Consider the following 25319-nt stretch of genomic DNA (forward strand, 5'->3'; position numbering starts at 1 on the left):
GCCGTTGCGGGCGCACTGGGCCACAAGACCCCGGGGCGTGTGGAGATGTCGTTCGCTCCACGTCCCTCTCGCGGTGTGGTGCGGCGACTCATCCCTTCCTGTTCATCGGTATGGAAGTGAGAGAGTCATGTCACTCAAAGTCGCAGTCGTCGTGGGGAACCCCAAACCGGCATCGCGCACCCGCAAGATCGCGGAACTCCTGGTCGACAAGCTCCTCGAGCCGGGGTCGTTCGAGGCGCAGGTGATCGACCTGGCCGACTATACGAGCGATATCTTCGCGTGGCCGTCCGAGACGATGGCGTCGCTGAACGCGCTCGTGGCCGAAAGCGACCTCGCGGTCTTCGCGTCCCCGACCTACAAAGCCACCTACACCGGGCTGCTCAAGGCATTCCTCGACCGGTATCCGGCGAACGGCCTCGCGGGCGTCACAGCGATACCGGTGCACACCGGCGCCGACTTCACACACGCTATGGGGCCTACGTTCACCCTCTCCCCCCTCCTGGTGGAGCTCGGAGCGACAGTTCCCGGACGCGGGTTCTATCTCTCCCTCACTCAGCTGGATCGGGTGGACGAGATCCTGGACGCGGCTGTTGCGGAGTATGCCGGCAACATCCGACGAGTCGCATCCCTAGCCAGCGCCCTTCGCGCCGGCGTCCCGGCATCCTGAACCGACGGCGAAAAGAAGGAAGACCCATGTCGCAATACTCGGCACCCGATGTGCCGTTCTCTCCCCGTCAGTTCCGTGACACGCTCGGTCACTACGCGTCAGGAATCACGATCGTCTCGGGCATCGACGACGGTCAACCGATCGGGTTCACCTGTCAGTCGTTCTTCTCGGTGTCGATCGACCCGCCGCTGATTTCGTTCAGCGTCATGAAGACCTCGACGACCTACCCTCGGATCGCCGCCACCGGCCGATTCGCCGTGAACATCCTCGCCCACAACCAGCACACGATCGCGAACCAGTTCGCGCGCAGCGGCACCGACAAGTGGGCGGGGTGTCGTGGTCGGCAGCCGAGTCCGGCAATCCGATCATCGCCGACACCCTGATGTGGGTGGACTGCGAGGCGTGGGCCGAGCACGAAGCAGGCGACCACCTCATCGTGATCGGCAAGGTCGTCGCGATGAGCCCGCCGGAGTGGCACCGCCACGAGCCGCTGCTGTATTTCAAGGGCTCCTATCGCCATCTGCGGGATCTCGATCAGCTCGCCGGGTGACGGGGCGGGCCGTGTGGCACTCGTCGGTGCCACGCATGTTTATGGCCAGCGAAAGAATGCGAGATCTTGCATCCGTATGAGGCGGAAAACGCCGCAGGATCTCCCTAGCCTCGAGGCATGCATCCGGCCCTGAGCGACCACGCGCGCCCGAAACGGGCAGTGTTCTTCATCTCGGATAGCACCGGCATCACCGCCGAAACCCTGGGCAACGCCCTCCTGGCGAACTTCCCCGGCTTCCGGTTCGAGCGTCACACGATTCCCTTCATCGACACCGCCGAAGCCGCTACCGCGGTGGTGCAGACGATCACCGCCGCGGATGCCGCGGGCCTCGCGCCCATCGTCTTCTCGACCATGAAGAACGCCGCTGTCGGGCGTGTGCTCGACACGGCACCGGCGCCACGCATCGACTTGCTCGGCGGCCACCTCACCGAACTCGAGCAAACACTCGGCACGACGGCATCCGAGCAGCTGGGGCAGTTCCACACCGTCGGCGACACCGAGGCCTACTTCGCCCGCATGCGCGCCGTCGAGTACGCCATCGAGCACGACGACGGTCAGAGTTCGCGGGCCTTGGAGTTCGCCGACGTCATCATCATCGCGCCCTCGCGCTGCGGCAAGACCCCGACGACGATGTATCTCGCGCTGCAGTACGGCCTCTTGGTCGCCAATTACCCCCTCACCGACGAAGACTTCCCCACCGACGGTCTCCCCCGACTGGTCGCCCCCTACGCCGACCGCTGCTACGGGCTCACCACGACCCCCCTCCGGCTGAGTCAGGTGCGCCACGAGCGGCGACCGGACTCCCGCTACGCGAGCCTCGCGCAGTGCACTCTCGAGCTGCGTCGCGCCGAAGAGCTGTACCGGCGCACCCGGGTCCCGTTCCTGAATTCCTCGACCAAGAGCGTCGAAGAGATGTCGGCCATCATCCTGCAGACCCTGAAGCTTCGCGCCTGACCATCCGTCACGCCCCGCCCCCTCACAAAGGAGTACCCATGAAGAACGTCCTCTGGTTCGACGAGATCGGCATGAGCGACCTACCCGCGGTCGGCGGCAAGAACGCCTCGCTCGGCGAGATGGTTTCGCACCTGTCCGCGCTGGGCGTGCGGGTTCCCGGCGGGTTCGCCACCACCGCCGAGGCCTATCGGCGCTTCCTCGACCACGACGGCCTCGGGGACCAGATCGCCGCGCTCGTTCGCGACCTCGATACGGACGACGTTGCCGAACTGACGCGCATCGGCGGCGAGATCCGCGCCCGCATCGAGCGGCATCCGCTGCCCGCAGACCTCGAGCGCGACATCCGCGCCGCCTACGACCGCCTGCTGCAGGACGATGTCGAGCCGGATGCTGCCACCTGGGCGGTCCGCTCGTCCGCGACCGCGGAGGACCTGCCCGACGCTTCCTTCGCGGGGCAGCAGGAGACGTTCCTGAACATCGGCGGGATCGAGAACATCCTCACCGCGATCCGCCGAGTCTTCGCCTCGCTCTACAACGACCGCGCGATTGCCTACCGCGTTCACCAGGGTTTCGACCACACGGAGGTTGCGCTGTCGGCCGGTGTGCAGCGCATGGTGCGCTCGGACGTCGGCGCCGCGGGCGTCATGTTCACCGTCGACACCGAGTCGGGGTTCGATCAGGCAGTGTTCATCACGAGTTCCTACGGCCTCGGCGAAGCTGTCGTGCAGGGCGCCGTCAACCCCGACGAGTTCTACGTTTCCAAGCCGGCTCTCCGCGCCGGGCGCCCGGCGGTCCTCAAGCGCTCCGTGGGCGAGAAGGCGATCGCGATGCGGTACACCGATAGCCGCGAGGCCGGTGCCAGCACCGCCTTCGTCGATGTGCCGCCGGCCGACCGCATCCGGTTCTCGCTCACGGATGCGGAGCTCGAAGAGCTTGCCCGCCAGGCCCTCGTCATCGAAGAGCACTACGGCCGCGCAATGGACATCGAGTGGGGCAAAGACGGTGTCGATGGACGCTTGTACATCCTGCAGGCCCGACCCGAGACCGTCGTCTCGCGGGCATCGGCGAATGTGATCCGTCGATTCCGGCTCCACGAACGCGGAACAGTCCTCGCCGCCGGCCGAGCGATCGGGCAGCGCATCGGGGCCGGCCCCGTACGGGTTCTCCGCGACATCGCCGAGATGGGGTCCTTCCGCCCCGGCGACGTGCTCGTCGCGGACATGACCGATCCCGACTGGGAGCCGATCATGAAGAGGGCGTCAGCGATCGTGACCAACCGCGGCGGGAGAACCTGCCACGCGGCGATCATTGCGCGCGAGCTCGGCATCCCCGCTGTTGTCGGCGCCGGCGACGCGACGCGCGTGCTCCAGGAGGGGCAGGACGTGACGGTTTCCTGCGCCGAGGGCGACACGGGCTTCGTCTATGAGGGTGCGCTCGAGTTCGCCGAAGAGGAGACGCACCTCGATCGGATGCCCGAGCTTCCCGTCAAGATCATGATGAACGTCGGCACCCCCGACCAGGCGTTCTCGTTCTCGCGGCTCCCTCACCGCGGCGTCGGTCTCGCGCGGCTCGAGTTCATCATCAACCGCCAGATCGGCATCCATCCCCGCGCCCTGCTGGAGCAGGACCTTCCCGCCGGGCTGCGGACCGAGATCGACGAGCGGGTCGCGGCCTATCCGTCGCCGCGGGACTTCTTCGTGCAGCGCGTGGCCGAAGGCATCTCGATGATTGCGGCGGCCTTCGCCCCCGAGCCGGTGATCGTACGGATGAGTGACTTCAAGTCCAACGAGTACGCAAACCTCATCGGTGGGGAGATTTACGAACCCCACGAAGAGAACCCGATGATCGGCTACCGGGGCGCCTCGCGCTACATCTCCCCCGACTTCCGCGCGTGCTTCGACATGGAGTGCGAAGCCCTGCGGTACGTCCGCGACGAGATGGGATTCACGAACGTCCAGGTCATGATCCCGTTCGTGCGGACCGTCGGCGAGGGGCACGCTGTCGTCGAGATGCTCGCCGAGAACGGCCTGCGCCGCGGCGTCAACGACCTCAAGGTCATCATGATGTGTGAGCTGCCCACGAACGCTCTTCTCGCCGACCAGTACCTGGAGTTCTTCGATGGCTTCTCGATCGGCTCGAACGACATGACGCAGCTCACCCTGGGCCTCGACCGCGACAGCGCGCTCGTCGCGAACACCTTCGACGAGCGCGATCCTGCCGTGTTGCAGCTCATGTCGATGGCGATCCAGGCGTGCCGCGCACAGGGCAAATACGTGGGGATCTGCGGTCAGGGACCGAGCGATCATCCGGACCTTGCCGAGTGGCTGCTCGAGCAGGGCGTGGAGTCGATCTCGCTGAACCCCGACACGGTCGTCGAGACCTGGATGCGGTTGGCCGCAGAAGCGCCCACGAACACCTCGACCGTCACTCCGTAACGCGATCGCACGAAAAGGGCAACCCCCTCTCCGCGCAGCGGAGGTGCGCCTACCGTGGCCTCTCATCCACACGGACAGAGGAGACGCATCGTGGGACTCGACGACAAGATCAAGAACTCGGCAGAAGAACTCAAGGGCAAGGCCAAGGAAGGTGTCGGCGACGCCACCGACAACGAGGAGCTCGAGGCAGAGGGCAAGGCCGACCAGGCCAAGGCCGACCTCAAGCAGGCTGGCGAGAAGACGAAGGACGCACTGTCCTGACGCTGCCGCGATCAACCGATGGGGCCTGTCCACGCGGACAGGCCCCATCGGTTGTGTCACTTCGCCCCGACCCGGCCGCCGCGAGCGTATCCGTGCGCGGCGCCGTCAGTGCGGCAGCCGAGATCGACGGGTTCGGCACGGACGTGGATCCGACCCTCGCCTGGTGCGTGGCGGTCGGAGAGTGGGCGCCGCCGGTCGGCGAGGGGCGGACGACCGAACTCTGGGAACTCCTCGCTTCGACCGCCGCGGTCGACGTCGCCGCCGCGCGCATCCTGGAACCGCACCTGGACGCGCTGACGATTCTGGCGCAAGCTGAGCGGTCTGAGCTCCGCAGCCCGCATGACACCTGGGGAGTCTTCGCCGCCGAAAGCCCCGACCACCGCCTGCGTGCTGAGCAATCGCGCACCGGATGGAGGCTTCGAGGCACCAAGCCGTGGTGCTCGCTCGCGTCACACCTCTCCCGGGCTCTCGTCACGGCAACGCTGGATGACGGGCGGCGCCGCCTGTTCGCTGTCGACCTCCGCGCGGACGGCGTTCGTCCCCATGCGGGGCCGTGGGCGGCACGCGGGCTCGCGCAGGTCGTGAGTGCGCCCGTCGACTTCGATGACGCCCCTGGAGAGCCGGTCGGCGAGGCAGGCTGGTACCTGGAGCGGCCGGGGTTTGCCTGGGGCGGGATGTCGGTCGCGGCCTGCTGGTGGGGCGCGGCGACCAGGATCGCGCAGCGACTGCTGGCACCGGCGCAGTCGGCGAACGCCGACCAGCTCTCGCTCGTCCACCTCGGAAAGGTCGACACCGCACTCTGGTCGGCGCGCGCCGTGCTCGCTGAAGCTGCGGACCTCGTGGATGACGGGCGGTCGAGGCGGGTAGGCGAGCGTGCGGTGAGTGAACGCCTGCGCGCCGTCGTGGCGGATGCCGCTACGCTCACCCTTGCCGAAGCCGCCGCGGCGCTGGGCCCCGGTCCCCTGACCCGTGACGAGCAGTTTGCCCGCAACAGCGCCGACCTCCACCTCTACCTGCAGCAACACCATGGGCTCCGCGATGTGGCGCGCATCGGTCGCGAGGCCGCCCGACAGGGCGCCGCGTGGTGAGCTTCAGCCACCTCGAGGAGGGCACGCCCGAGGAGCGGTGGCTCGCCGACCCGCGTCTGCACTCCACGCCACTGGTGGAGCCCCTCCCCGCCGACCTCATCGTCGTCGCCGCCCACCCCGACGATGAAACACTCGGCGCCGGGGGTATCATGCGCCGCGTCGCCAGCCAAGGCGGGCGCGTGAGCGTCATCATCGCCAGCGATGGTGAGGCGTCGCATCCTGGTTCTCCCACCCACACCCCCGAGGCGCTCCGCGCTCGGCGGCGGCTCGAGGTCATCGACGCGCTCTCCGTTCTGGCGCCGGCCGCGCGCGTGCAGTTCCTGTCGATACCCGATGGCAAGCTCGACGCACACGCGGGTCTCGTCGAAGCGGCCGTCGCCGCGGTCCTCAATGCGACGGATGCCGCCCCCACACGCACGCTCGTGGTCGCCCCCTGGTCAGGAGATGGCCATCGCGATCACCGGGCGGCAGCCCGCGCCGTGAGCAGTGCCGCCTCACCCCGCGGCGTGCGACATCTCGGATACCCGATCTGGCTGTGGCACTGGGCAGATCCCGAGGTCGTTCCCTGGGATCGGGCGCTCGCTGTGCCGCTGAGCGAGGACGAGCTGACGCATAAGGCCGCCGCCCTGCGCGCGCATTCGTCTCAGGTCGAGGCCCTCTCCAGCGGGACGGGCGACGAGGCCATCGTTCCGCCGCGACTTCTCGCTCACTTCACCCGCGACCGCGAGATCTTCCTCTCGGAAGAGCCAGAGGACTCCGCGACACTGCGGGCGGCGTTCTTCGAGGACTTCTACGCCCGCCATGACGACCCCTGGGGATTCGAAACGCGATGGTACGAGGAACGCAAACGCGGCATCCTCCTTGCTGCCCTGCCGACCCGGCGCCTGGGCAGCGTTCTTGAGATCGGATGCGCCACGGGGCTGCTGACTGCACCGCTAGCTGCTCGATCCGACCGGGTCGTCGCCGTGGATGCATCAGCCGCTGCCGTTGATCGCGCCCGGCACCGGCTGGCACCGGCCGACCACGTCACCGTCTCACGCGCCCATGTGCCCGGGGAGTGGCCCACGGGGGACTTCGACGCTGTCGTCCTCTCCGAGGTCGGCTACTACTTCGACCCGGCCGACCTGGAAACGCTCATCGGTCGAATCGATGGGGCGCTCGCCGACGACGGCATCCTCGTGGCATGCCACTGGCGGCATCCGGTGGCGGAGTACCCGTCAACCGGCGATCGCGTCCACCACACGTTGCGGCGCGTTCCCGGATGGCGCACGATCGCCCTCCACGAGGAGGACGACTTCGTGCTCGAGATCTTCGGCCGCGCGGATTCCGAGTCGGTGGCCGCACGGGAGGGTTTGGTGTGATCGGCTCCAGCATCAGGGCGCTTGCCGTCGTCGTCCCCGTCCACAACGAGGAGCAGCTCCTTTCCCGGTGCCTGCACTCCGTGGAAGCCGCCGTCTCGCGCGTCCGGGTACCGTGCGCGGTGTTCGTTGTCATCGACGCGAGCACTGACGGGTCGGCGTCAGTCGCGCGGCAGCATCCGTTCCCCGTCGTCGAAATCAAGGCGGGATCTGTCGGCGTTGCCCGATCTGTCGGGGTCGCCGCTGCGCTCAGAAGCCTCGCGCCTGCCATAGACCGGCGGACCTGGATCGCCAACACCGACGCCGATTCAGTCGTGCCAGCGAACTGGCTCACGGTGCAGCTCGGCCTTGCTCGCGAGGGCGCTGATCTCGTCATCGGTACCGTTCGGCCAGACTTCGCCGATCTCACCCCGCAGCACCGGGAGATGTGGCTCGACACGCACACGCGCGGTAAGCCCAACGGACATGTGCACGGAGCGAACCTCGGCCTGCGGGCGGATGTCTATCGTGCCGCGGGTGGCTTCAGCGACGCCCCGGAACACGAAGACGTGATGCTGGTCGACCGCTGCCGCGCGTCAGGCGCGCACCTCGTCGCCAGCGATGCGGCCGAAGTCCTCACCTCGGGTCGATTCGTCGGACGCACTCCCGGCGGCTATGCGGCGTACCTCCGAGACCAGCATCGCGCTCTGACCTCGGCCGCCCCCGAGCCGGTCTAGCGCGTCGGCACCGCCGCGGCGAGCCGGCGAACGATCTCCTCGAGCACGGGCGCGGGGGTCGCGAAGATGAGCCGCGCGAACCCGGCGCCGGCCTGGCCGCACATCGTTCCCTCCGTGAGGGTGACGGAGGCTTCTCGCGCGAAGTACTCGGCCGGCAGGTCGTCGATACCGGCGCCGCGGAAATCGACCCACCCGACGTAGGTGCCCTCGGGTTTCGGCATCCACGCCCCGGCAGGTGCTCCGCGAGGAGTGAAAGGAGCCGGTCGCGGTTCCCTTCGAGGTAGGGCACGAGATCGGCAAGCCACGCGTCGCCGCTGCGGAAGGCGACAGCGTTGGCGATAGCACCGAGGTTGCTGGTGCCGTGGCCCGAGAACCGGCCGATCCGCTCCCACGTCTCGCGATCGCGGTCGCTCGTGAGAACGAGTTCAGCGCACTTCAGGCCGGGGAGGTTCCACGCTTTCGAAGCGCTCATGGCTGTGATCGTGTGCTCGGCTGCGGCGGGTGTGACCGTCGCGTAGGGGATATGGGTGGCGCCCGAGAAGACCAGCGGCGCCCAGATCTCATCCGAGAAAACCCGCCCACCATTGCGGTCGACGACCTCGGCGATCCCGAGCAGTTCTTCTTTGGAGAACACGCGGCCGACCGGGTTGTAGGGGTTGCACAGCAGCAGGAGATTCCCGCCCTCATCGAACGCCCGCTGCAGCGCGTCGAGGTCGAACTCGTAGCGTCCGTCGCGCACGGCGAGCGGCATCTCGATGACCTCGCGTCCGCGCATCGGCGGCACCATGAGGAACGGCATATAGGACGGAGTGGGGACGATGATCTTGGATCCCGGCTCCGAGCAGTGCTCCATCGCGAGTTCGAGCCCCATGATGACATCCGGGATGCCCCACACGTCGCTGGCCGGCACGCTCCAGCCGTAGCGGCGCTCGAGGAACCCGGCTGTCGCGTCAGACAGGTCCGCGGCGATGCGCTGCGGCATGTACCCGAAGGCACCCTCATCGACGGCCGCATGGAGGGCGGCGGTAATGGCGGGGTCGACACCGAAATCCATCTCGGCGACGAAGGCGCCGATCGAGCCATCCGTGGCCGACCATTTCGTCGCGCCCGTGGCGCGAAGCTGCTCGATCGTGATGGCGTCTATGCGCCGGGCGAAGTCGGTCATACGCGCTCTTCCTGCTCGTGGCCGCTCCCACGATAGCTCGCGCCGCCGACGCCCGCCCTCAGGCGCGGATGCTGCCGACGAGGGCGAGCATCTCCGCCACCGCGCCGCGAACGACTGGCAGGCGGGCAAGCGGCAGCACAGCCGAAAGCAGCTTGAGCGACCTGTCGAGCAGGAGCCTCGTGCGCCGACGCCCCTCGGAGGTGTCGTAGACCCAGAACAGCGCGAGCAGAAGGTGCGCGAGTACCAGCGCATCCGGCATCCGCTCACGAACATCGACGGCCAGCCTCGTCGCGGCTGCGCCATCGATCGCCTCGGCGAAGAGCCCTTCGACGATCGCGAAGGCTGGGGCCGATTCGGCGGACAGCGGATTGATGGGCGACCGGGGTGAGACTGCCGCCGAGAGGAACTCCCCCGCGTGCGCGTGATACGGCTCGAGCTGATCGAGCCCGGTCTCGAACACGATCCGGAGGCGCTCGATCAGGTCGGTCGTGTCGGCGAGAAGGGGTTGAGCTGCGGCCCGATGCTGCTCCTGCACGTCGAGATAGAGCTCCTGGATGAGGTGGTTCTTCGAGGCGAAGTGGTAGTTCGTGGCCCCCACCGACATCCTTAGTTCGTCAGCGAGCCCGCGGATTGTGGTCGCGTCGTATCCGTTCTCGCGAAACGATCGCAGCGCCACGGAGCGGATGCGCTCGCGCGTGCGGTCCCCCTTCGTGGGTTGAACCTCAGCCGACATCGATCGTCTCCTTCGCCTCGACGAGCGCTGCTCGCAGGTCGGGATGTCCGAACCTGAAGCCGGCATCGCCGAGGGCCTGCGGCAGAACCCACCGGCTCTTCAGGACGAGTTCGGGCTCGGTGCGCAGCATCCACATTCCGGCCTCCAGCATCCAGCGCTGCGCCGGTAGTCCGACTGGCGCGCCGACCACGCCGCGCAGGGTGCGCATGAGCGTGTGGTTGTCACTCGGGTGTGGCGAGGCGATGTTCACGGGACCCGACAGGCGCGGCTCATCACGGATGAAGCGCATGGCCGCAACGACATCGTCGATGTGAACCCAGCTGAACTTCTGCCGTCCGCGGGTGCGGCACCGGGGCGCCCGCGCCGGGCCGGTCGGGTGTTCTCCAATGCCCCGGTAGCGGTGGTGCGGCGGACACCACCCATCGAACTGCGTGCCGCCGAGGCCCCAGCGCGCCAGGTTGAGCAGCATCCGGGTGGCCGGGCCGTCGCCGATGACGATCGCCATTCGCAGCGCAACCCGGCGTGTGTTGGGAAGCGAGCCGGCGAAGAACTCACGCTCCCACGACGTCGCGACATCGACCGAGAATCCGGAGCCGATCTCGCCGTCTGCTTCGGTGTTCGGGCGGTCGGTGGAGTGACGGTAGATGGTCGCCGTGGATGCGTTCATCCAGACCCGCGGGGGCGCTCTGCCGTCGCGATCGCCTCCCGAAGCGCTCGCGTCGTCTCGACCCGGGAATTCAGGATGTCTGTGCGATTGCGATCTGTGTAGCGGCAGTTCACCGACGTACCCGCCAGGTTGATGACGACATCCGCGCCATCGACCGCGCGCGCCAGGGCTGCGGCATCCTCCCACCGAACCGGAGCGGTTCGTCCGACTTGGCGGATCACGTAGCCGTCTTCGGCGAGAGCTTTGGCGACGGCGCGTCCGACGAAGCCACTGCCGCCGGCGATCACTGCCACGGGCTGCTGATCCGTATCCATGGGTCGAAGGTATCGCATTTCTGAACATGTTCAGAAATGCGATACGCGATGACTGTCGGTGGCGCGACATAGCGTGCCGTCATGACGATCAGCGATGTCCTTGTGGAAGGCGAACCCGCCGAATTGCTCCTGGAAGCGATCATGAGCCTCATGGAGAACTCCGAAGAAGCCGACGGCATGACCAGGTTCGGAGGCAAACTGGGAGGCGATAGCGGCGCGGCTCTGATACACGCGCTCGGACGGATTACGGCCGAGCTGCGCGCCGACGATATGCGCAGCTTCCTGCCCGGCAGAACGCGGAGCAAACGTACCGAAGAGCAGCGTGGCGCTGATGCCTTCATCCTGCTCGTCGACCGGCTCGAGGAGGCCCTGACCGCACGACGCGGCCGATGATCTCGCGTCGTGGTTGAAACGCACGCTAGACGCGACGTATACGCGGCCTCATCGGGTATTTCTCTGGCGGAGACGGAGGGATTTGAACCCTCGGTCCCCGTGAGGGGACTCCACCTTAGCAGGGTGGTGCACTAGGCCTGACTATGCGACGTCTCCAGGCATCCGCGACCGAATCGGGCGGATGACCTCGTCAATACTAACCGCTGCGGTCCGACGCGACGAATGGATGCCGTCAGCCGAGGTTTCCGACCGAGCAGGTGGTCTGCGCTGCCGTCGAGCCGCTGATCGAGTTCGGGAGCACCGCGGCGTCCTGAGCCGGGGCTTCTGTGGGCGCGGCCGTGGCGTTCGGATCGGTAGTGGGCTCGGGAGCCGGCTCTTCGGTCGGCGTCACATCGACAACGCTCCCGTTCGCACCGGCCTTGCCAGTGAGCTCGATCGGGGCGTTCGCTTCGAGTGCTGCCCACAGTTGATCGGCGGCAGCGTAGTTCGGCACGACCTTGTTCGGGTCGTCGGGGTCGCCGTTGACGGGGTACTGAACGAAGACGATGTCTGAGAACGGCACGTCCTTGATCGCGAGCGCGATCTGCACAAGCGTCAACGGGTTCGTGAGACTCGAGCTCTTCGTAATGTTGTCGATCGCGACGGTTGCGAGGCGATAGAGAGTGGAAGGGTCCGAGAGCACGTTCTCGCTCACGAGCTTCTTCGCAAGGCTCGACATGTACTGCTGCTGGTTGCTGATCCGGCCCAGGTCCGAGCCGTCACCGACGCCCTTGCGGGTACGGAGGAACGCGAGCGCCTGCGTGCCCGACACGGTGGAGATGCCGTCGGGCAGAAAGAGGCCGGCGAGAGGGTCGCTGATGCCGCCTTGGACACACACGTCCACACCGCCGATGGCATCCGTGATGTTGATGACGCCACCCCACGTGACCTTGGCTGCGAAGGGGATGCTCTGACCGCTCAACTGCGAAATGGTCTTGACGACGCACGACAGGCCGCCGCCGTCCGCGCCACCGCCCGCATAGAACGCGGAGTTCAGGGGCTGCTTACTCATCGCGGATGACGTCGACCCGTCACCCCGGTCGCACGAGGGAATCGGGATCATGAGGTCGCGAGGGAACGAGATGACTGTCACCCGGCGCGGAGCATCCGAGATGTGCACAAGCATGTTGACGTCGTTGAGCTCGCCCTCGGAGTCGGCGCCTGAGCAGCGGTCACCGAAGATGGCTGCGAACTCCGGCTCGCAGGCATCCGTGCCCGCGACGAAGAGATTGACGCCACCCTCGATCGCCCCGATGTCGGGTGGAACGACGACCTGCTCTTCGAGTTCGACCGTGTTCTCGGTCGCGTAGCTGGAGGCGAGGTCGTACACGGTGTACGCGGCAACACCGGTTCCCGAGACGAGGACGACGGCGACCGCGATGCCGAGCGCCTTCATGAAGACCGAGAACGGATGCGGCGACCTCAGCGCCCCATGACGGGCCACCGTACGACGGCCGCGCTGCGGTGCTGTCTTGCTCACAAAGTTCCCTCTCGACGACCGTCACAGCTCACGTGAACAGAGGAGTGCGCTGCGCGAGGCTGCACCTCGAGTACGCCACGACGCGATCCGGTAACGGGTTGTTGAGCTGGAGGACGTCGAATGCTGGCGCAGCCGAAGAACGGATGCCTTAAGAAAGGTAGGTTATGCCATGCCCGCTGTGCGCGCACTGTGGGCTCGCTGACCGAGCGGGGTGGACCGCGCGCGCGGGCCGCCATTCTCGTTCGGGTTTCACGGCTTGCGCTCGGCTTTCACGCAATGTGTCCCCGGTAACATCGGCGCCGTGACCACCGTTGACGGCGACCGGCAGGCCGATTCCGTCCCGGCAGGCGAGCCCTCCTCCCACAGTGAGCCTGCCCTGAGCGCGGGTCGCTCGTCGGATTCGCCGGCCGTCGCACCGCGAACTCGGTCGAGTGCGTCATCCGTCACCCCGATGACCCGTCGCGAGGCGCGAAAGCGACGGGCCCCCGCGCGACCGCTCGCCCGCCACGCCGCGCCGGAGTCGGGAGCGTCGCGCAGGCGCCGTGGATGGCGCACCTTCTGGATCGCGCTCAGCCCTCTCGGTCTGATCGTCGTCGGAACCGTCATCCTCGGAGGCGTCTTCGCGCTGCAGGTCCTCGAGGTCCGTGACGACCTCGAAACCGTCAAGTCACAACTGGGCGGGCTCGCCGAGGCCGCGGTGTCGGGTAACGTCGACAGCCTGCAGCAGGCGGGCGATGAGGTCGTAGCGCGCACACAGCGCGCCTCCGAGACCGCTAACGGACCGCTGTGGGATCTGGCATCCACGCTCCCCCGGATCGGCAACAATGTGCTCGCCGTTCGTACTGTCGCCGAGGCAGTGAACGCGATCGCTAGCCAGTCGATCCCACCCGTCGTGAACATGGTCGCTGCCGCGAACGTCGACCAGCAGCGGGCCGAGGGAAGCCTCGGGATCAACCTGCAACCGTTCCTCGAAGCCGAGACGGTGTTGCCAACCGTCATCTCCTCCTTCGAAGAAGCCTCGACCATCGCGGCAAGCATGGACCGTACGGATGTCTTGCCCGCCGTCTACGAGCCGATGGATGAGATGGTCGGGCTGCTCGACCAGGCGGTGCCGATCCTCAAGGTTGCGCAAGAGAACCTCCCGGCCCTCCTGCACGCCGCCGGTGCTAATGGGCCGATGCTTTACCAGGTCATGATCCAGACACCCGCCGAGATCCGGGCGACCGGCGGCGGTGTCGCCCACTGGCTCATCCTCAAGGTCGACAATGGCCAGGCCGAGCTCGTGGGTCAAGACAATGGCGTCGACCTCATGTACTCGCGGCTTCCGTCGCTGGGCTTCGACACCGAGAACGGGTCGTTGATCACGTTCCCTCGCAGCGTTCGGTCGCTCTACCCCCCGGAACTCAACAACTGGTCCTCGAACTTCACGATGACGCCGGAATTCCCGCGCGCGGTCGACCTCTTCCAGGCGACACGCGAATGGGAGGACCTGCCGGAATTCGACGGTGCGATCTCGATCGATCCCATCGTGCTTGCCCACCTCATCGAGGCGACCGGGCCCCTCACCCTCGATTCGGGAGAGCAGGTCACGGCCGAGAACACGGCGTCGCTGCTCATGAGCGAACCGTACGAGCGCTACGGCGCCGACAACGCCGCAATGGATGCGTTCTTCAACGAGGTGACCTCGAAGATGTTCAGCGCCCTCACCAGCGGCAACTGGGAATTCAGCGCCATGTGGGACCAGCTCGTGCGCAGCGCGGGCGAAGGTCGCATTCAGATGTGGTTCGCGGACCCCAGCCTGGAAGCATTCGCAACCGAGTACGGCCTCGACGCGTCGCTGCGGGAAGACAACACGGATGCCACCCAGCTCGGCATCTATTTCAACGACTACTCCATCGGCAAACTGAACTATCACCTGACCTACGATCAGCACGCCACCTGCAACGTCGACGAGCGCACCATCACCGTCACAATGAACCTGCACAACAGCATCACCAAAGACATCAAGAGCGAGTACACGCTCGGGCTTCGCAACGCGAACCGCGGGATCGACCCACGCACGATGATGCTCGACGTCCTGTTCTTCGCGCCGCCCGGTGGGGAGATCCTCTGGACCGATCCAAAGCGGGGCGATTGGCAGGATGGCGCGTTCCACGATCGCTCGGGAACCGACCACGGGAACGAAGGGCTGAGCCGCACCCTGCTGCTGCCGATGGGCAAGTCGCGCACGATCTCGTACGAGGTTCAGCTCCCCGACGGGCCACTCGGACCGCTGCAGCTGCGTCACACGCCGGGCGCGAACGACACGCAGGTCACGGTCGACGCGAACTGCGCGAGCTTGTTCGCCAGCCCCGAGGGATCGACCAACATCTCCCTGACGAAGATCGGCTGAGTCCACCGGCGCATCGCGCGAACCCGCCGCACCCGAGAATCGGGCGGAGGGCGTGGGATTCTCCCCACCGCCACTCCACACGCCGCTACGCGGCGCGCGGAGCCTCGGGCGGCGTGGGCCCAACCCAAGGGTTCGAACCCGCCGCGCTCAAGAATCGGAAGAGGCGCCGCCCTTCGGGCGACGCCTCTTCCGATGGCGGAGGGTGTGGGATTCGAACCCACGGGACATTGCTGCCCACTGGTTTTCAAGACCAGGTCCATCGGCCGCTCGGACAACCCTCCCGACGATGCCGTGCACGGCATCCATCGAACGGCGTCCACTCTATCCGACAGCCTCGGTGAGGTTCCCGCGCGAGGGTCAGAGCGCGCGAAGGATGGCTGCGACGCCGCCCTCGTGAACGGATGCCGTGATCTCGCCCGCGGCGTCGAGGACCTCCTGGGGGCCCTGCGCCATCGCGATCGCACGACCGCCGTGCTCGAGCGCCCACGCGAACATGCCGAGGTCGTTGCGGCCATCGCCGATCACGAGAACCTCGTGCGGGTCGAAGCCGAGCCACCCGCGCACCATCTCCAGCGCCGTGGATTTGTCGATTCCCGGCGGGGCGATGTCGAGCCAGGCGGTCCATCCGATCGCGTACGAGACCTCGTTGAGGCCGACCTGCGCGACGAGGTCGACGAAGTCCCCCTCGGCGTGATCGGGTGAGACGACGACAACGCGGCACACCGGTTCACGGGTGAGTTCGTCGAACGCGACGCGGCGGGCGCCGAGAAGGTTCCAGTCGTCGAGTTCCTCGGTGTACAGGCGGCTGCCATCTTCGAGCTCGACCATGTACTTCGCGTCGGGCAGATGCTCGCGCAGCAGAGTGACGACCTCAGTCGCGTCGAAGGTCTCGGTATGCACCTGCTCGTAGAGCACCTCGTCACCCTCGACCTTCTTGAGGATGACGGTGCCGTTCGAGCAGACGACGTAGTCGGGTTCGATCTCGAGGACGCGAACCACCCCGCGGGTGCTCGACCACGACCGACCTGTTGCGAGCATGACCTCGTGCCCGGCGCGACGTGCGTGCTCCACGGCCTCCACGACGCCGGGGCTGAGCGTCTCGTCTTCGAGCAGAACCGTGCCGTCGATGTCGAGGGCGATGAGCAGCCGCGACGTCCTCCGCGGGTGGCGCTCGGTCTCGTCGGCGAGTTCCTCGACGATCTCGGCGGCATCCTCTTCGGGAACCGCTTCGAGCTCGCCGGCGGGCGGCACCCCGGCATCCGTCACGCGACCGGCTCCAGAATCTCCAGCCCGCCGAGGTACGGGCGCAGCACCTCGGGAACCGTCACCGATCCGTCCTCGCGCTGGTGCGTCTCGAGCAGTGCGACGATCCAGCGCGTGGTCGCGAGCGTCCCGTTGAGCGTCGCCACGTGCTGTGTCTTCCCCCCGTCGGGACGGTGCCGGATGTCGAGCCGACGCGCCTGGAAGGTCGTGCAGTTACTCGTGCTGGTGAGCTCACGGTAGGCATCCTGAGTCGGAACCCAAGCCTCGACGTCGTACTTCCGGGCGGCGCTGGAACCGAGATCGCCGGCCGCAACATCGATGACGCGATAGGCAAGGCCGAGGTCTTGCAGCATCCGCTCCTGCATCTCGACGAGCCGGAGGTGCTCTGCTTCGGCGTCCTCGAGATTCGTGTAGACGAACATCTCTAGCTTGTTGAACTGATGAACGCGGATGATGCCGCGGGTGTCTTTCCCGTAGGAACCCGCTTCGCGGCGGTAGCAGGTCGACCAGCCGGCGTAACGCTTCGGGCCCTTGGCGAAATCGATGATCTCGTCCATGTGGTAACCGGCGAGCGGAACCTCGCTCGTACCGACGAGGTAGAGATCATCGTCGTCGAGGTGGTAGATCTCGTCGGCGTGCTCCCCCAGGAAGCCGGTGCCGCGCATCACCTCGGGGCGCACGAGCGTCGGGGGGATGACGGGAGTGAAGCCGGCCTGCAGGGCGCGGTCGAGAGCGAGGTTCATGATCGCGATCTCGAGGCGCGCACCGATGCCGGTGAGGAAGTAGAAGCGGCTGCCCGACACCTTCGTGCCGCGCTCCATGTCGATCGCACCGAGGATCTCGCCGATCTCGAGGTGATCGCGGGGTGTGAAGTCGAACGTGGGCACCTCACCATGCGTGCGGAGCGTAACGAAGTTCGCCTCGCCGCCGGCCGGTACCCCGTCGATGACGATGTTCTCGATGCGTGAGAGGGCTGCGTCGGCAGCCTCTTCGGCGACGGTGACTCGCTGCTGGGCCTGCTTGACCCGCTCGCTCAGCTCCTTGGCCTCGGCGACGAGGGCGGCCTTCTCATCCTTCGGCGCCTGCGCAACCCTCTTGCCGTGGGCGTTTTGCGCGGCCCGGAGTTCCTCGAAAGCCGTGATCGCGGCGCGGCGCTCTCGGTCGGCGTCGAGGGCGGCATCCACGGTCTCAGACGAGTGCCCGCGAGCTTCCTGCGAGCGCTTGACCAGCTCAGGGTTTTCACGAAGCAGCACAGGATCGATCACCCGATAAGTCTGTCACAGCGCCCTGATCGGGCTCCGCGGGTCCGACCGTGCGCCAACCTCGGCGTCTGCTCGCGTCCTGCGGCGGTTTCCACGTCCCGTGTCGTGGCCCGAACGCAGGACGAGAACGGCATCCGGCCCCCGCGCAGGGCCCTGGTAGCCAGTTGATCCTGCGTTCGGTCCGGGGCTTCGGTCCGGGGCACCGGGCTCCCCCAGTCCGGAGCGTTATCGTGTGTGCATGACGCACGCTTCCGCATCCGATGAGGAAGCCGCGTCGACCAACGACCCTGGCACCGATTCGCCGGTCGATTCTGCTGGCCACGAGGCACAGCCGGGGGACACCAAGCGCGCGGCGCTGGTCTACAACCCCATCAAGGTCGATCAGGATGCCATCCGCGCCTCGGTCGAGCGCGAATCAGCCGCTGCAGGCTGGGGCACTCCCCTGTTCTTCGAGACGACCGTCGACGACCTCGGTCAGCTCGCGACCCGCGAGGCGCTGGACGCGGGAGCGGATGCGGTGCTGGTCGCGGGCGGGGATGGCACCGTGCGCGCCGTCGCCGAGGCCCTGACGGGAACCGGCGTGCCCCTGACGATCGTGCCGTCGGGAACCGGAAACCTTCTCGCACGCAACCTGCAGCTGCCGCTGTCGCCGCCCGATGCGATGGTGACGGCGACGTTCTCGGGCGATCACGAAACGATCGACGTCGGGATGGCCGAGCTCCGGCGCGCCGACGGGTCCCGCCACGAGCACGCGTTCGTCGTCATGGGCGGCATGGGTATGGATGCCGCGATGATCGCGAACACGAACAGCGACCTGAAGAAGCGCCTGGGCTGGATCGCGTACGTCGACGGAGCTGCTCGGTCCCTCTGGACCGCGAAGCCATTCCGCATCCTGTATGAGGTATCGGGACAGCGGATGCGAACCGCGCGAGTCCAGAGCGTGCTGTTCGCGAACTGCGGGTCCCTGCCCGCTGGACTCACACTCATTCCCGAGGCCTCCGTCGCGGACGGCCAGTTGGATGTCGCCGTCATCCAACCGAAGGGGTTCTTCGGATGGTTCTTCGTCTGGCGGCGGGTCGCCTGGATCAACGGATTCCTGCGGCGGCGACTACACCGCACCCAGGCTCTGCTGAAGCTGCGCACCGCCGACAACGCCATCGTCTACTCCCGCGGCGCAACCGTCGAGATCATGCCCGAGGCAGCGCAGCCCGTGCAGCTGGACGGCGACGAGTTCGGTGAAGCAGTACGGATCGAGTGCCGCGTCGAACAGAAGGGTCTCGTCATCGCGATTCCCGCCGGCCACGACATCACCGGCACGTAGGCGACGGTATGACTGTGCACGTGCGCCCGGTTGAACGCGAGGACGAAGACGCGTGGAAGCGTCTCTACTCGGGCTATCGATCGTTCTACCTGCTGCCCGAGGACACGGACGCCGTGGCAACGACGTGGCTCTGGGTCAGAGACAGGCAACACGGATTCATCGGGCTCGTCGCCGTCGACGACAACGATCAACCGATTGCGCTGGCAAACCTGCGGTGGTTCGCTCGTCCGTCGACAGCAACCATGGGCCTGTATCTTGACGACCTCTTCACCGCGCCGGAGGCACGCGGACACGGCGCGGCATCCGCCCTGCTGCGGGACGCCGCGGAACGCGCCGCCGCGGAGGGCGCGAGCGTTGTGCGGTGGATTACCGCGGCAGACAACGCGTCAGCACGCTCGGTATATGACACCCACGCCACGGCTACCCCGTGGGTCACCTACGACATGAAGCCCGCGCGCAGATCGGTCACCCTTTCCTCCCCGACCGCGCCTCGACGAGCGCTGATGCGGACAGATCCGACTGCCCCGAGCAATGTCGGAGGCACCTGTCATCATTAGAACATGTCTTCGAATGTTGGTAGGGATGACCGGTCAATCGGGCCGGTGATCGGGTACACGGATGCCGACCTCGGCGCCCTGTGCCAGATCCTCTCCGACTTCGAGGATGTCGAGGCTCGGGCAGCACGCGAAGAAGTGGCACGCGTTCGCGTGCTCGCGCGCGCCGGACAGCTGGCGCGCAAACAGGCCGCCGGGCAGACAGCCACAGTGCGCGCGCACGACATGGCACTGCGGTCGATCGCGCTCGAGCTGGGAGCTGCCTCGCGCGTTAGTGACAGGTCAATGCAACGCCAGATCAATGACGCCGTTCAGCTTGTCGAGGATTACCCCACCCTGCTGGCGGCACGCGAGACCGCTGCGATCACCCGGCAGCATGTCCGTCTCGTCGTCGAAGCTGGCGCCCCTCTTCCGCTCGACATGCGCGCCGAGTTCGACCGGCTCGCCACCGAGCGATGCCTGACCGACTCGGCCAACCGGATTCGCGCCTCCGTCATGATCCTCGCCGAGCGCATGCACCCACGCACCACCCAGGAGCGCCACCAGGAAGCCCGCGAGGCGCGCACCGTGCGGATCAGGCCGTTGTCAGACGGAATGAGCGAGGTCTGCGCGCCGGTGCCGACGGTGATTGCTGTCGGCATCGACGACCGGCTGACCCAGATGGCACACGCGATCATCGATTCACGACCCGGTCCAGATTGCACCGAGGATGGGCTCGACGCTCGGGGCAACATCTTTACCGGCGATACCCGCACGATGGATCAGATCCGCGCCGATCTGTTCGCACAGCTGCTGCTCGCTGGCTCGCCTGTTGTCGACCCTGCCGCCGGAGACGGACCGGGCCCGCTCGGTGCGATCCGCGCGAAGGTGCAGGTCGTCGTTCCCGCGCTCGCCCTGACCGACACCGACACCGCAGGGCCCGCGGACCTCGTGGGCTACTCCCCCATCGATCCCGAAACGGCGCGAGAACTCGCCGCCGGCGCCACCTGGTGGGAGCGGCTGGTCACCCACCCCATCAGCGGCACGGTTCTAGCGGCCGATGGCTACGCGCGACCCGCGGCGCTGAACCGCTGGCTTCGGGCCCGGGATCAACACTGTCGGACGCTCGGATGCCGCATTCCGGCCATCCGCTGCGAGGTCGACCACAACGACGACTACGCCAAGGGCGGCAAGACCGAGCACGGGAATCTCTGCCATTTCTGTCAGCGACATCATTCGATGAAGCAGTTCACGGCCTGGCAGGTGCAGCAACTCGACGGCGGCATCCTTCAGTTCACCTCGCCCACGGGCCGGGTCTACGCCGACCATCCACCGCCCGTCTCCGTGCACTTCACGCCAGACGAGCCCGGTGAACCGGCACCTTTCTGACCCACCGGAATGGGATCGAGCTACCCGGCGTTGGATGGAACGATGTCCGACGCACCGCTTGCCCTCTCCATCCTCGACCTCGTCCCGGTTCGCACCGGCCAGACCAGCGCCCAGGCGATCACCGCATCGCTCGGGCTGGCCGACGCCGCCGACCGGCTGGGGTACCGGCGCTACTGGTTCGCCGAACACCACAACATGCCAGCTGTGGCGTCGACGACCCCTCCCGTCTTGGTCGCTGCGGCAGCGGCGCGCACGTCGCGCATCCGGCTCGGTTCGGGCGGTGTCATGCTCCCCAACCACTCGCCGCTCGTCGTCGCCGAACAGTTCGCCGCCCTCGAGGCGATCGCCCCCGGACGCATCGACCTCGGCATCGGTCGCGCTCCCGGCAGCGACCCGGTCATCACACAACTGCTGCGGCAGTCGGGCACCACGAGCGACGTCGAGCGCTTCCCCGACAACATCCGCGACATCCTCGCCCTGTCGTCCCCCGACGGCGCGAGCCTGCGATTCACTTCCGGCCAGGAGTACGCCGTTCACGCAACCCCCGCCGCGACCGCGTCCCCCGAACTCTGGCTGCTGGGCTCGAGCGACTACTCGGCGCAGCTGGCGGCATCCATGGGGCTTCCCTACGTCTTCGCGAACCACTTCTCGGGCGACGGGCTCGAGCGCTCGCTCAGCCTGTACCGCTCGCAGTTCCGTCCGGCGGCCGAGGGCGACGTCCCGCGCACCTTCCTCACGGCGAACGTCGTCGTCGGTGACACGGATGCCGACGCCGACGCCCTCGCTCTCCCGCAGCTGCGGATGATGGCGCGGCTCCGCGGTGGGCGCCCCCTGACCGCGCTCGAAACCGTGGAGCAGGCGCAAGCCGCCGAGGCATCCGACGCTCTGGCAGCACCGCTTGCGTCGTGGGCAGCGGAGCGCTGGTTCATCGGCACCGCCGACGCGGTGACGGAACGTCTGCGCGCGGTCGCGTCACGCTGGGAGGTCGACGAGGTCATGATCTCGCCCGTCGCCGCGGCCCACGAGGCCGACCCGATGGATGCCGCACCCGCGCGGCTGCGCACCCTCGAACGCCTCGCCGCGGCAGCCTGACCGACCGCACGCCGGAGCCTGACGGCCCGCGCGCGCTCCGAAGCCATCCGCACGCGGGCACTGCACGGGGCCCGCCCGGCGCGGACGAGATTACGAACGCGACGGCACCGGATGATCGGGGGCGAGCGTCTCGGCCAGCTTCGCGAACAGAGGCATCGCAATGTTCCCGCGCGGCTCGCCGTCCTCGTCGAACGCGTCAGGCCCGTAGGTCGCGGCGATCGCGATCGTGAGGTCCTCGGCGGGGAGATACGCCGCGACCCCCGCGTACCCATGGAACAGCGGGTTCTGCATCAACCAATCGCCGGTGAGCACGATGCCGTACCCGAACGTGTAGCCCTCGCTCTGCACGAAACACGTCGGGCATCCCTCAACCGGTGTCGTGGTGCCCCGAAGCGTCGGCGCCACCTGCAGCTCGTGGCTTTCCTCGCTGAGCAGATCTCCCCGTCCGATCGCCCGGATGACGGTAGCCATGTCGGTGATGTCGGTGTTCTGAATCGCGCCCCGGGCCAGCGTCCATGACGGGTTCCACGACGTCGACTCCTCGATGAAGGGGATGCCCGGCTCGATGCCCAGATCCGTGCGCCGCTCTTCGGTGTACGCATGAAGCGGCGGGCTCAGCAGTTCGGGTGTTCCCGGGTCGTCGGTCTGCGTCATCCCGAGCGGATCGAGGATGCGGTCGCGGATGAGTTCATCAAGCGGCGTGCCGGTGATCTCCTCGAGTGCGAGGCCAAGAATCACGTAGTTGGTGTGGGAGTAGTTCCAGTTGGTTCCGGGGGCGTACACCTGCGGCTGCGCGGTCGCCAGCGCGATCAGTTCGTCCGGCTCCCACTGCCGGAACGGATCGGCAGAGAATGCGTCGCGAAACTCGTCGCTCCAGAGGTAGTCGGGATAGCCCGACGTCATCTGCGCGAGCTGACCGAGTTCCACCTCGTCCGCATAGGGCACGTCCGGAAGCCAGGACGAGAGACGGTCATCGAGACTCACGACGCCCTCATCGACCAGCTGGAGAAGGACAGTCGCCACCTGCGGAATCGCGACCGCACCGTTGCGGAAGTGCATATCGACCGTCGCGGGCACACCGGTCATCGACTCACCCCACGCCTCGGTCAGCAGGACCTCGTCGCCGCGCATGACGCGCACGATCGCCGCTCGCGCACCGACCTGCTCCATCGACGACTCGACGGCGGCGCGGATGATGTCGGCATCCGTCCCCGCGACACCGGCGGATCGGTCGTCGGCATCGGTCCCGACGCACCCCGAAACGAGCAGAGCTGCGGCGAGCACGGGCGCCAGCAGCAGCGGACGCCCGTGGCGAGCGGAGCTGCGACGCGAGGGCGTCACGCGGTCGGGCAGAACTGATCGGGCGGGGCTCATCAGGGCTCCTTCCGCGGCGGATCCGTCGGGGTCGGGCCCGCCACGGTACGAGAACCTACCCTGCCCAGATGTGGAGCAACCGCCCTCGGGGTATCAGCGGGCACTAACATCCCAACGTGACCTCTCGCACGATCGTCTGGTTTCGAGACGACCTGCGGATCGGTGACAATCCCGCACTTCACGAAGCAGTGCAGCGGGGTGAGCCGATCGTCGCGGTCTTCGTCCTCGACGAACACACGCCCGGCATCCGCCCTCTCGGCGCAGCCAGCCGCTGGTGGCTGCACCACAGCCTCAGCGCCCTGGCCAGCGCCCTGAGTGAGCTCGGCATCACCCTCATACTGCGACGAGGCGCCGCCGGCGAAGTGATCCGACAGCTCGTCGCCGAGACCGACGCCGACGCGATCTACTGGAACCGGCGCTACGCGCTCCCCGACCGCGATATCGACGCCCAGCTGAAGTCCGAGCTGCGGGATGCGGGCCTCGAGGTGCGCTCGTTCGGCGCGAACCTGCTGTTCGAACCGTGGACCGTCCGCACCGGCTCGGGCACGCCCTATGGCGTGTTCACCCCGTTCTGGAAGGCCTGCATGGCCCTGCCGGAGCCGCGCGAGCCGCTTCCCGCGCCCACCGATGCCCGTGGCGCCCGCCCCGGCGTCGACAGCGACGACCTGCGTGACTGGCGGCTGCTGCCGACCCAGCCCGACTGGGCGGCAGGTCTGCGTGAGAACTGGGAGCCCGGCGAAGCACCAGCCCACGCTCGCCTCGAAGCATTCCTCGCCGACGACCTCCCCGACTACGCGGCAGAGCGCGACCGCCCCGACCGAGCCGTCACCTCCCGCCTCTCACCGCACCTCCGGTGGGGCGAGATCAGCCCGCACGAGCTCTGGCACCAGACCCGGGCCCGCCACGCAGAGGGGCAGCACGCTGCCGCGGCCCAGAAGTTTCTCGCCGAGGTCGGCTGGCGCGAGTTCGCGTGGCACATCCTGTTCCATTTCCCCGAGCTTGCGACCAAGAACTGGCGCTCCGAGTTCGACGCGTTCCCCTGGCCGCGACTGAATCCGGCGCGGCTGGAGGCCTGGCAGCACGGGCGCACCGGCGTTGCGCTCGTGGATGCCGGGATGCGCGAACTCTGGCACACCGGCACGATGCACAACCGTGTGCGCATGGTGACGGCATCCTTCCTCACGAAGAACCTCATGATCGACTGGCGCAAGGGCGAACAGTGGTTCTGGGACACCCTGGTCGACGCGGATGCCGCCTCGAACCCCTTCAGCTGGCAGTGGGTTGCGGGCTCGGGCGCCGACGCTGCACCGTACTTCCGCATCTTCAATCCCGAGCTCCAGGCCGCCAAGTTCGACCCGGACGGCACGTATGTGCACCGCTGGGCTCCCGAGTACGCGGGCGATGCGCCCGTGCCGATCGTGGATCTGAAGGCCACGCGGGATGCGGCCCTAGCCGCCTACGAGACCGTCAAGAACGCGCGCTGAGCACGACGACCACCGCGCACACCACAAGAACAGCCGACACCGGCGTCCAGATGGCGCGCTCGATACGGCTGCGCGAGATCGCATTCATCGCGGTGGCGATCGCGAACAGGCCCACGAGCACCCACAGCACCACGATCTGCCACGACTCGGGCACCGGGCCCGGGATGGCAGGGATCGCAAGAGCCAGGAAGAACCAGGCGACCAGCGCCCAGATCACCGCCGCGACGCCGCTCGCGATCCGAAGCCGCGGCTCGATAGTCGCGGATGCTCCCCCGTACGCGGCTTTCCCCCACGGGACTCCGGCCGCGAGCGCGACCTGAAACCCCACAAGAACGACCAGCAGAACGACAGCGACCAGCGCCGCGACCGTCACCAGGATGTCCATGGCC

23 protein-coding genes, 2 tRNA genes and 1 pseudogene are annotated in these 25319 nt (G+C 67.4%); 16 read left to right on the plus strand and 10 right to left on the minus strand.

Features of this window, described 5'->3' with window-relative positions:
- Window positions 1–127 precede the first annotated feature (127 nt).
- The 9 genes from IT882_RS14005 (at window position 128) to IT882_RS14040 (ending at window position 8029) form a co-directional block, all read left to right on the plus strand.
- Window positions 128–667, plus strand: coding sequence for an NADPH-dependent FMN reductase (locus IT882_RS14005; protein WP_195692350.1), 540 nt, complete (start codon window positions 128–130; stop codon window positions 665–667).
- A gap of 26 nt (window positions 668–693) precedes the next feature.
- Window positions 694–1050: a flavin reductase family protein gene (locus tag IT882_RS14010; protein WP_418887756.1), complete on the plus strand. Its 357-nt coding sequence runs from the start codon at window positions 694–696 to the stop codon at window positions 1048–1050.
- Window positions 999–1217 carry a flavin reductase family protein gene (locus IT882_RS17410; RefSeq protein ID WP_418887757.1) on the plus strand — a complete coding sequence of 73 codons (219 nt, stop codon included), beginning with the start codon at window positions 999–1001 and terminating at the stop codon, window positions 1215–1217. The genes IT882_RS14010 and IT882_RS17410 overlap by 52 nt, the downstream gene beginning before the upstream one ends.
- A 117-nt stretch (window positions 1218–1334) precedes the next feature.
- Window positions 1335–2171 carry a pyruvate, water dikinase regulatory protein gene (locus IT882_RS14015; protein ID WP_195692351.1) on the plus strand — a complete coding sequence of 279 codons (837 nt, stop codon included), beginning with the start codon at window positions 1335–1337 and terminating at the stop codon, window positions 2169–2171.
- Between the two features lie 38 nt (window positions 2172–2209).
- The gene (gene ppsA / locus IT882_RS14020) at window positions 2210–4606 is read left to right on the plus strand and encodes a phosphoenolpyruvate synthase (protein WP_195692352.1); all 2397 of its coding nucleotides are present in this window, start codon (window positions 2210–2212) and stop codon (window positions 4604–4606) included.
- A 90-nt stretch (window positions 4607–4696) separates the two neighbouring features.
- Window positions 4697–4867: a CsbD family protein gene (locus IT882_RS14025; RefSeq protein ID WP_195692353.1), complete on the plus strand. Its 171-nt coding sequence runs from the start codon at window positions 4697–4699 to the stop codon at window positions 4865–4867.
- A gap of 53 nt (window positions 4868–4920) precedes the next feature.
- A complete protein-coding gene (locus IT882_RS14030; protein WP_229382147.1) occupies window positions 4921–5955 on the plus strand; it encodes an acyl-CoA dehydrogenase in 1035 nt (344 codons plus the stop codon).
- Window positions 5952–7316, plus strand: coding sequence for a bifunctional PIG-L family deacetylase/class I SAM-dependent methyltransferase (locus IT882_RS14035; RefSeq protein ID WP_229382148.1), 1365 nt, complete (start codon window positions 5952–5954; stop codon window positions 7314–7316). The genes IT882_RS14030 and IT882_RS14035 overlap by 4 nt, the downstream gene beginning before the upstream one ends.
- Entirely contained in the window at window positions 7313–8029 is a 717-nt protein-coding gene (locus IT882_RS14040; RefSeq protein WP_229382149.1) for a glycosyltransferase, read from the plus strand. Before IT882_RS14035 ends, IT882_RS14040 begins: the two co-directional genes overlap by 4 nt.
- On the opposite strand, the gene IT882_RS14045 is transcribed toward IT882_RS14040, so the two are convergent.
- From IT882_RS14045 to IT882_RS14055, 3 genes and pseudogenes are all read right to left on the minus strand, one after another.
- Window positions 7929–9194: a MalY/PatB family protein gene (locus IT882_RS14045; protein ID WP_229382150.1), complete on the minus strand. Its 1266-nt coding sequence runs from the start codon at window positions 9192–9194 to the stop codon at window positions 7929–7931. The two genes, IT882_RS14040 and IT882_RS14045, sit on opposite strands and share 101 nt — an antisense overlap.
- A 58-nt stretch (window positions 9195–9252) precedes the next feature.
- Window positions 9253–9927, minus strand: coding sequence for a TetR/AcrR family transcriptional regulator (locus tag IT882_RS14050; protein ID WP_195692356.1), 675 nt, complete (start codon window positions 9925–9927; stop codon window positions 9253–9255).
- Window positions 9917–10908 (minus strand): annotated as a pseudogene (locus tag IT882_RS14055) (epimerase). Before IT882_RS14055 ends, IT882_RS14050 begins: the two are co-directional and overlap by 11 nt.
- Window positions 10909–10989: 81 nt before the next feature.
- Between IT882_RS14055 and IT882_RS14060 the strand changes: the two are divergent.
- The gene (locus tag IT882_RS14060; protein WP_195692357.1) at window positions 10990–11301 is read left to right on the plus strand and encodes a DUF222 domain-containing protein; all 312 of its coding nucleotides are present in this window, start codon (window positions 10990–10992) and stop codon (window positions 11299–11301) included.
- Between the two features lie 64 nt (window positions 11302–11365).
- Here the strand turns inward: IT882_RS14060 and IT882_RS14065 are convergent.
- A tRNA-Ser gene (locus IT882_RS14065) sits at window positions 11366–11457 on the minus strand.
- A 76-nt stretch (window positions 11458–11533) separates the two neighbouring features.
- Window positions 11534–12820 (minus strand): LCP family protein, encoded by a 1287-nt coding sequence (locus tag IT882_RS14070; RefSeq protein WP_229382151.1) that lies wholly within the window; start codon window positions 12818–12820, stop codon window positions 11534–11536.
- Between the two features lie 301 nt (window positions 12821–13121).
- On the opposite strand from IT882_RS14070, the gene IT882_RS14075 reads away from it, so the two are divergent.
- Window positions 13122–15212 (plus strand): DUF4012 domain-containing protein, encoded by a 2091-nt coding sequence (locus IT882_RS14075; RefSeq protein ID WP_195692358.1) that lies wholly within the window; start codon window positions 13122–13124, stop codon window positions 15210–15212.
- A gap of 193 nt (window positions 15213–15405) precedes the next feature.
- Here IT882_RS14075 and IT882_RS14080 read toward each other — a convergent pair.
- From IT882_RS14080 to serS, 3 genes are all read right to left on the minus strand, one after another.
- A tRNA-Ser gene (locus IT882_RS14080) sits at window positions 15406–15493 on the minus strand.
- A gap of 76 nt (window positions 15494–15569) precedes the next feature.
- Window positions 15570–16478, minus strand: a complete 909-nt coding sequence (locus IT882_RS14085) for an HAD family hydrolase (RefSeq protein ID WP_195692359.1) — start codon at window positions 16476–16478, stop codon at window positions 15570–15572.
- Window positions 16475–17740: a serine--tRNA ligase gene (gene serS / locus IT882_RS14090; RefSeq protein WP_195692360.1), complete on the minus strand. Its 1266-nt coding sequence runs from the start codon at window positions 17738–17740 to the stop codon at window positions 16475–16477. The genes IT882_RS14085 and serS overlap by 4 nt, the downstream gene beginning before the upstream one ends.
- 235 nt (window positions 17741–17975) lie before the next feature.
- On the opposite strand from serS, the gene IT882_RS14095 reads away from it, so the two are divergent.
- Genes IT882_RS14095 through IT882_RS14110 form a run of 4 tightly spaced genes read left to right on the plus strand, consistent with a single transcriptional unit; the run spans window position 17976 to window position 22072 of the window.
- Window positions 17976–19058, plus strand: a complete 1083-nt coding sequence (locus IT882_RS14095; RefSeq protein ID WP_195692361.1) for a diacylglycerol/lipid kinase family protein — start codon at window positions 17976–17978, stop codon at window positions 19056–19058.
- A gap of 20 nt (window positions 19059–19078) precedes the next feature.
- The gene (locus IT882_RS14100; RefSeq protein WP_229382152.1) at window positions 19079–19615 is read left to right on the plus strand and encodes a GNAT family N-acetyltransferase; all 537 of its coding nucleotides are present in this window, start codon (window positions 19079–19081) and stop codon (window positions 19613–19615) included.
- A 3-nt stretch (window positions 19616–19618) separates the two neighbouring features.
- Window positions 19619–20980 carry an HNH endonuclease gene (locus IT882_RS14105; protein ID WP_195692363.1) on the plus strand — a complete coding sequence of 454 codons (1362 nt, stop codon included), beginning with the start codon at window positions 19619–19621 and terminating at the stop codon, window positions 20978–20980.
- 42 nt (window positions 20981–21022) lie between these two features.
- Window positions 21023–22072, plus strand: coding sequence for an LLM class flavin-dependent oxidoreductase (locus IT882_RS14110; RefSeq protein WP_195692364.1), 1050 nt, complete (start codon window positions 21023–21025; stop codon window positions 22070–22072).
- 90 nt (window positions 22073–22162) lie between these two features.
- Here the strand turns inward: IT882_RS14110 and IT882_RS14115 are convergent, their stop codons facing one another.
- On the minus strand, window positions 22163–23446 hold the full coding sequence (locus IT882_RS14115) for a serine hydrolase domain-containing protein (RefSeq protein WP_195692365.1): 1284 nt from the start codon (window positions 23444–23446) through the stop codon (window positions 22163–22165).
- A 116-nt stretch (window positions 23447–23562) separates the two neighbouring features.
- On the opposite strand from IT882_RS14115, the gene IT882_RS14120 reads away from it, so the two are divergent.
- Window positions 23563–24930: a cryptochrome/photolyase family protein gene (locus IT882_RS14120; protein ID WP_195692366.1), complete on the plus strand. Its 1368-nt coding sequence runs from the start codon at window positions 23563–23565 to the stop codon at window positions 24928–24930.
- Here IT882_RS14120 and IT882_RS14125 read toward each other — a convergent pair.
- Window positions 24914–25315, minus strand: coding sequence for a hypothetical protein (locus IT882_RS14125; protein WP_195692367.1), 402 nt, complete (start codon window positions 25313–25315; stop codon window positions 24914–24916). The two genes, IT882_RS14120 and IT882_RS14125, sit on opposite strands and share 17 nt — an antisense overlap.
- Between the last annotated feature and the right edge of the window lie 4 nt (window positions 25316–25319).

The sequence above is a fragment of the Microbacterium schleiferi genome (genome assembly GCF_015565955.1).
Classification (GTDB): Bacteria; Actinomycetota; Actinomycetes; order Actinomycetales; family Microbacteriaceae; genus Microbacterium; species Microbacterium schleiferi_A.

Bases quoted from the DNA above. Each gene is read 5' to 3' on its own strand.
- IT882_RS14005 (WP_195692350.1), top strand. From the start codon at position 128: ATGTCACTCAAAGTCGCAGTCGTCGTGGGGAACCCCAAACCGGCATCG.
- IT882_RS14010 (WP_418887756.1), top strand. From the start codon at position 694: ATGTCGCAATACTCGGCACCCGATGTGCCGTTCTCTCCCCGTCAGTTC.
- IT882_RS14015 (WP_195692351.1), top strand. From the start codon at position 1,335: ATGCATCCGGCCCTGAGCGACCACGCGCGCCCGAAACGGGCAGTGTTC.
- ppsA (WP_195692352.1), top strand. From the start codon at position 2,210: ATGAAGAACGTCCTCTGGTTCGACGAGATCGGCATGAGCGACCTACCC.
- IT882_RS14045 (WP_229382150.1), bottom strand. From the start codon at position 9,194: ATGACCGACTTCGCCCGGCGCATAGACGCCATCACGATCGAGCAGCTT.
- IT882_RS14050 (WP_195692356.1), bottom strand. From the start codon at position 9,927: ATGTCGGCTGAGGTTCAACCCACGAAGGGGGACCGCACGCGCGAGCGC.
- IT882_RS14060 (WP_195692357.1), top strand. From the start codon at position 10,990: ATGACGATCAGCGATGTCCTTGTGGAAGGCGAACCCGCCGAATTGCTC.
- IT882_RS14095 (WP_195692361.1), top strand. From the start codon at position 17,976: ATGACGCACGCTTCCGCATCCGATGAGGAAGCCGCGTCGACCAACGAC.
- IT882_RS14105 (WP_195692363.1), top strand. From the start codon at position 19,619: ATGTCTTCGAATGTTGGTAGGGATGACCGGTCAATCGGGCCGGTGATC.
- IT882_RS14110 (WP_195692364.1), top strand. From the start codon at position 21,023: ATGTCCGACGCACCGCTTGCCCTCTCCATCCTCGACCTCGTCCCGGTT.
- IT882_RS14115 (WP_195692365.1), bottom strand. From the start codon at position 23,446: ATGAGCCCCGCCCGATCAGTTCTGCCCGACCGCGTGACGCCCTCGCGT.
- IT882_RS14125 (WP_195692367.1), bottom strand. From the start codon at position 25,315: ATGGACATCCTGGTGACGGTCGCGGCGCTGGTCGCTGTCGTTCTGCTG.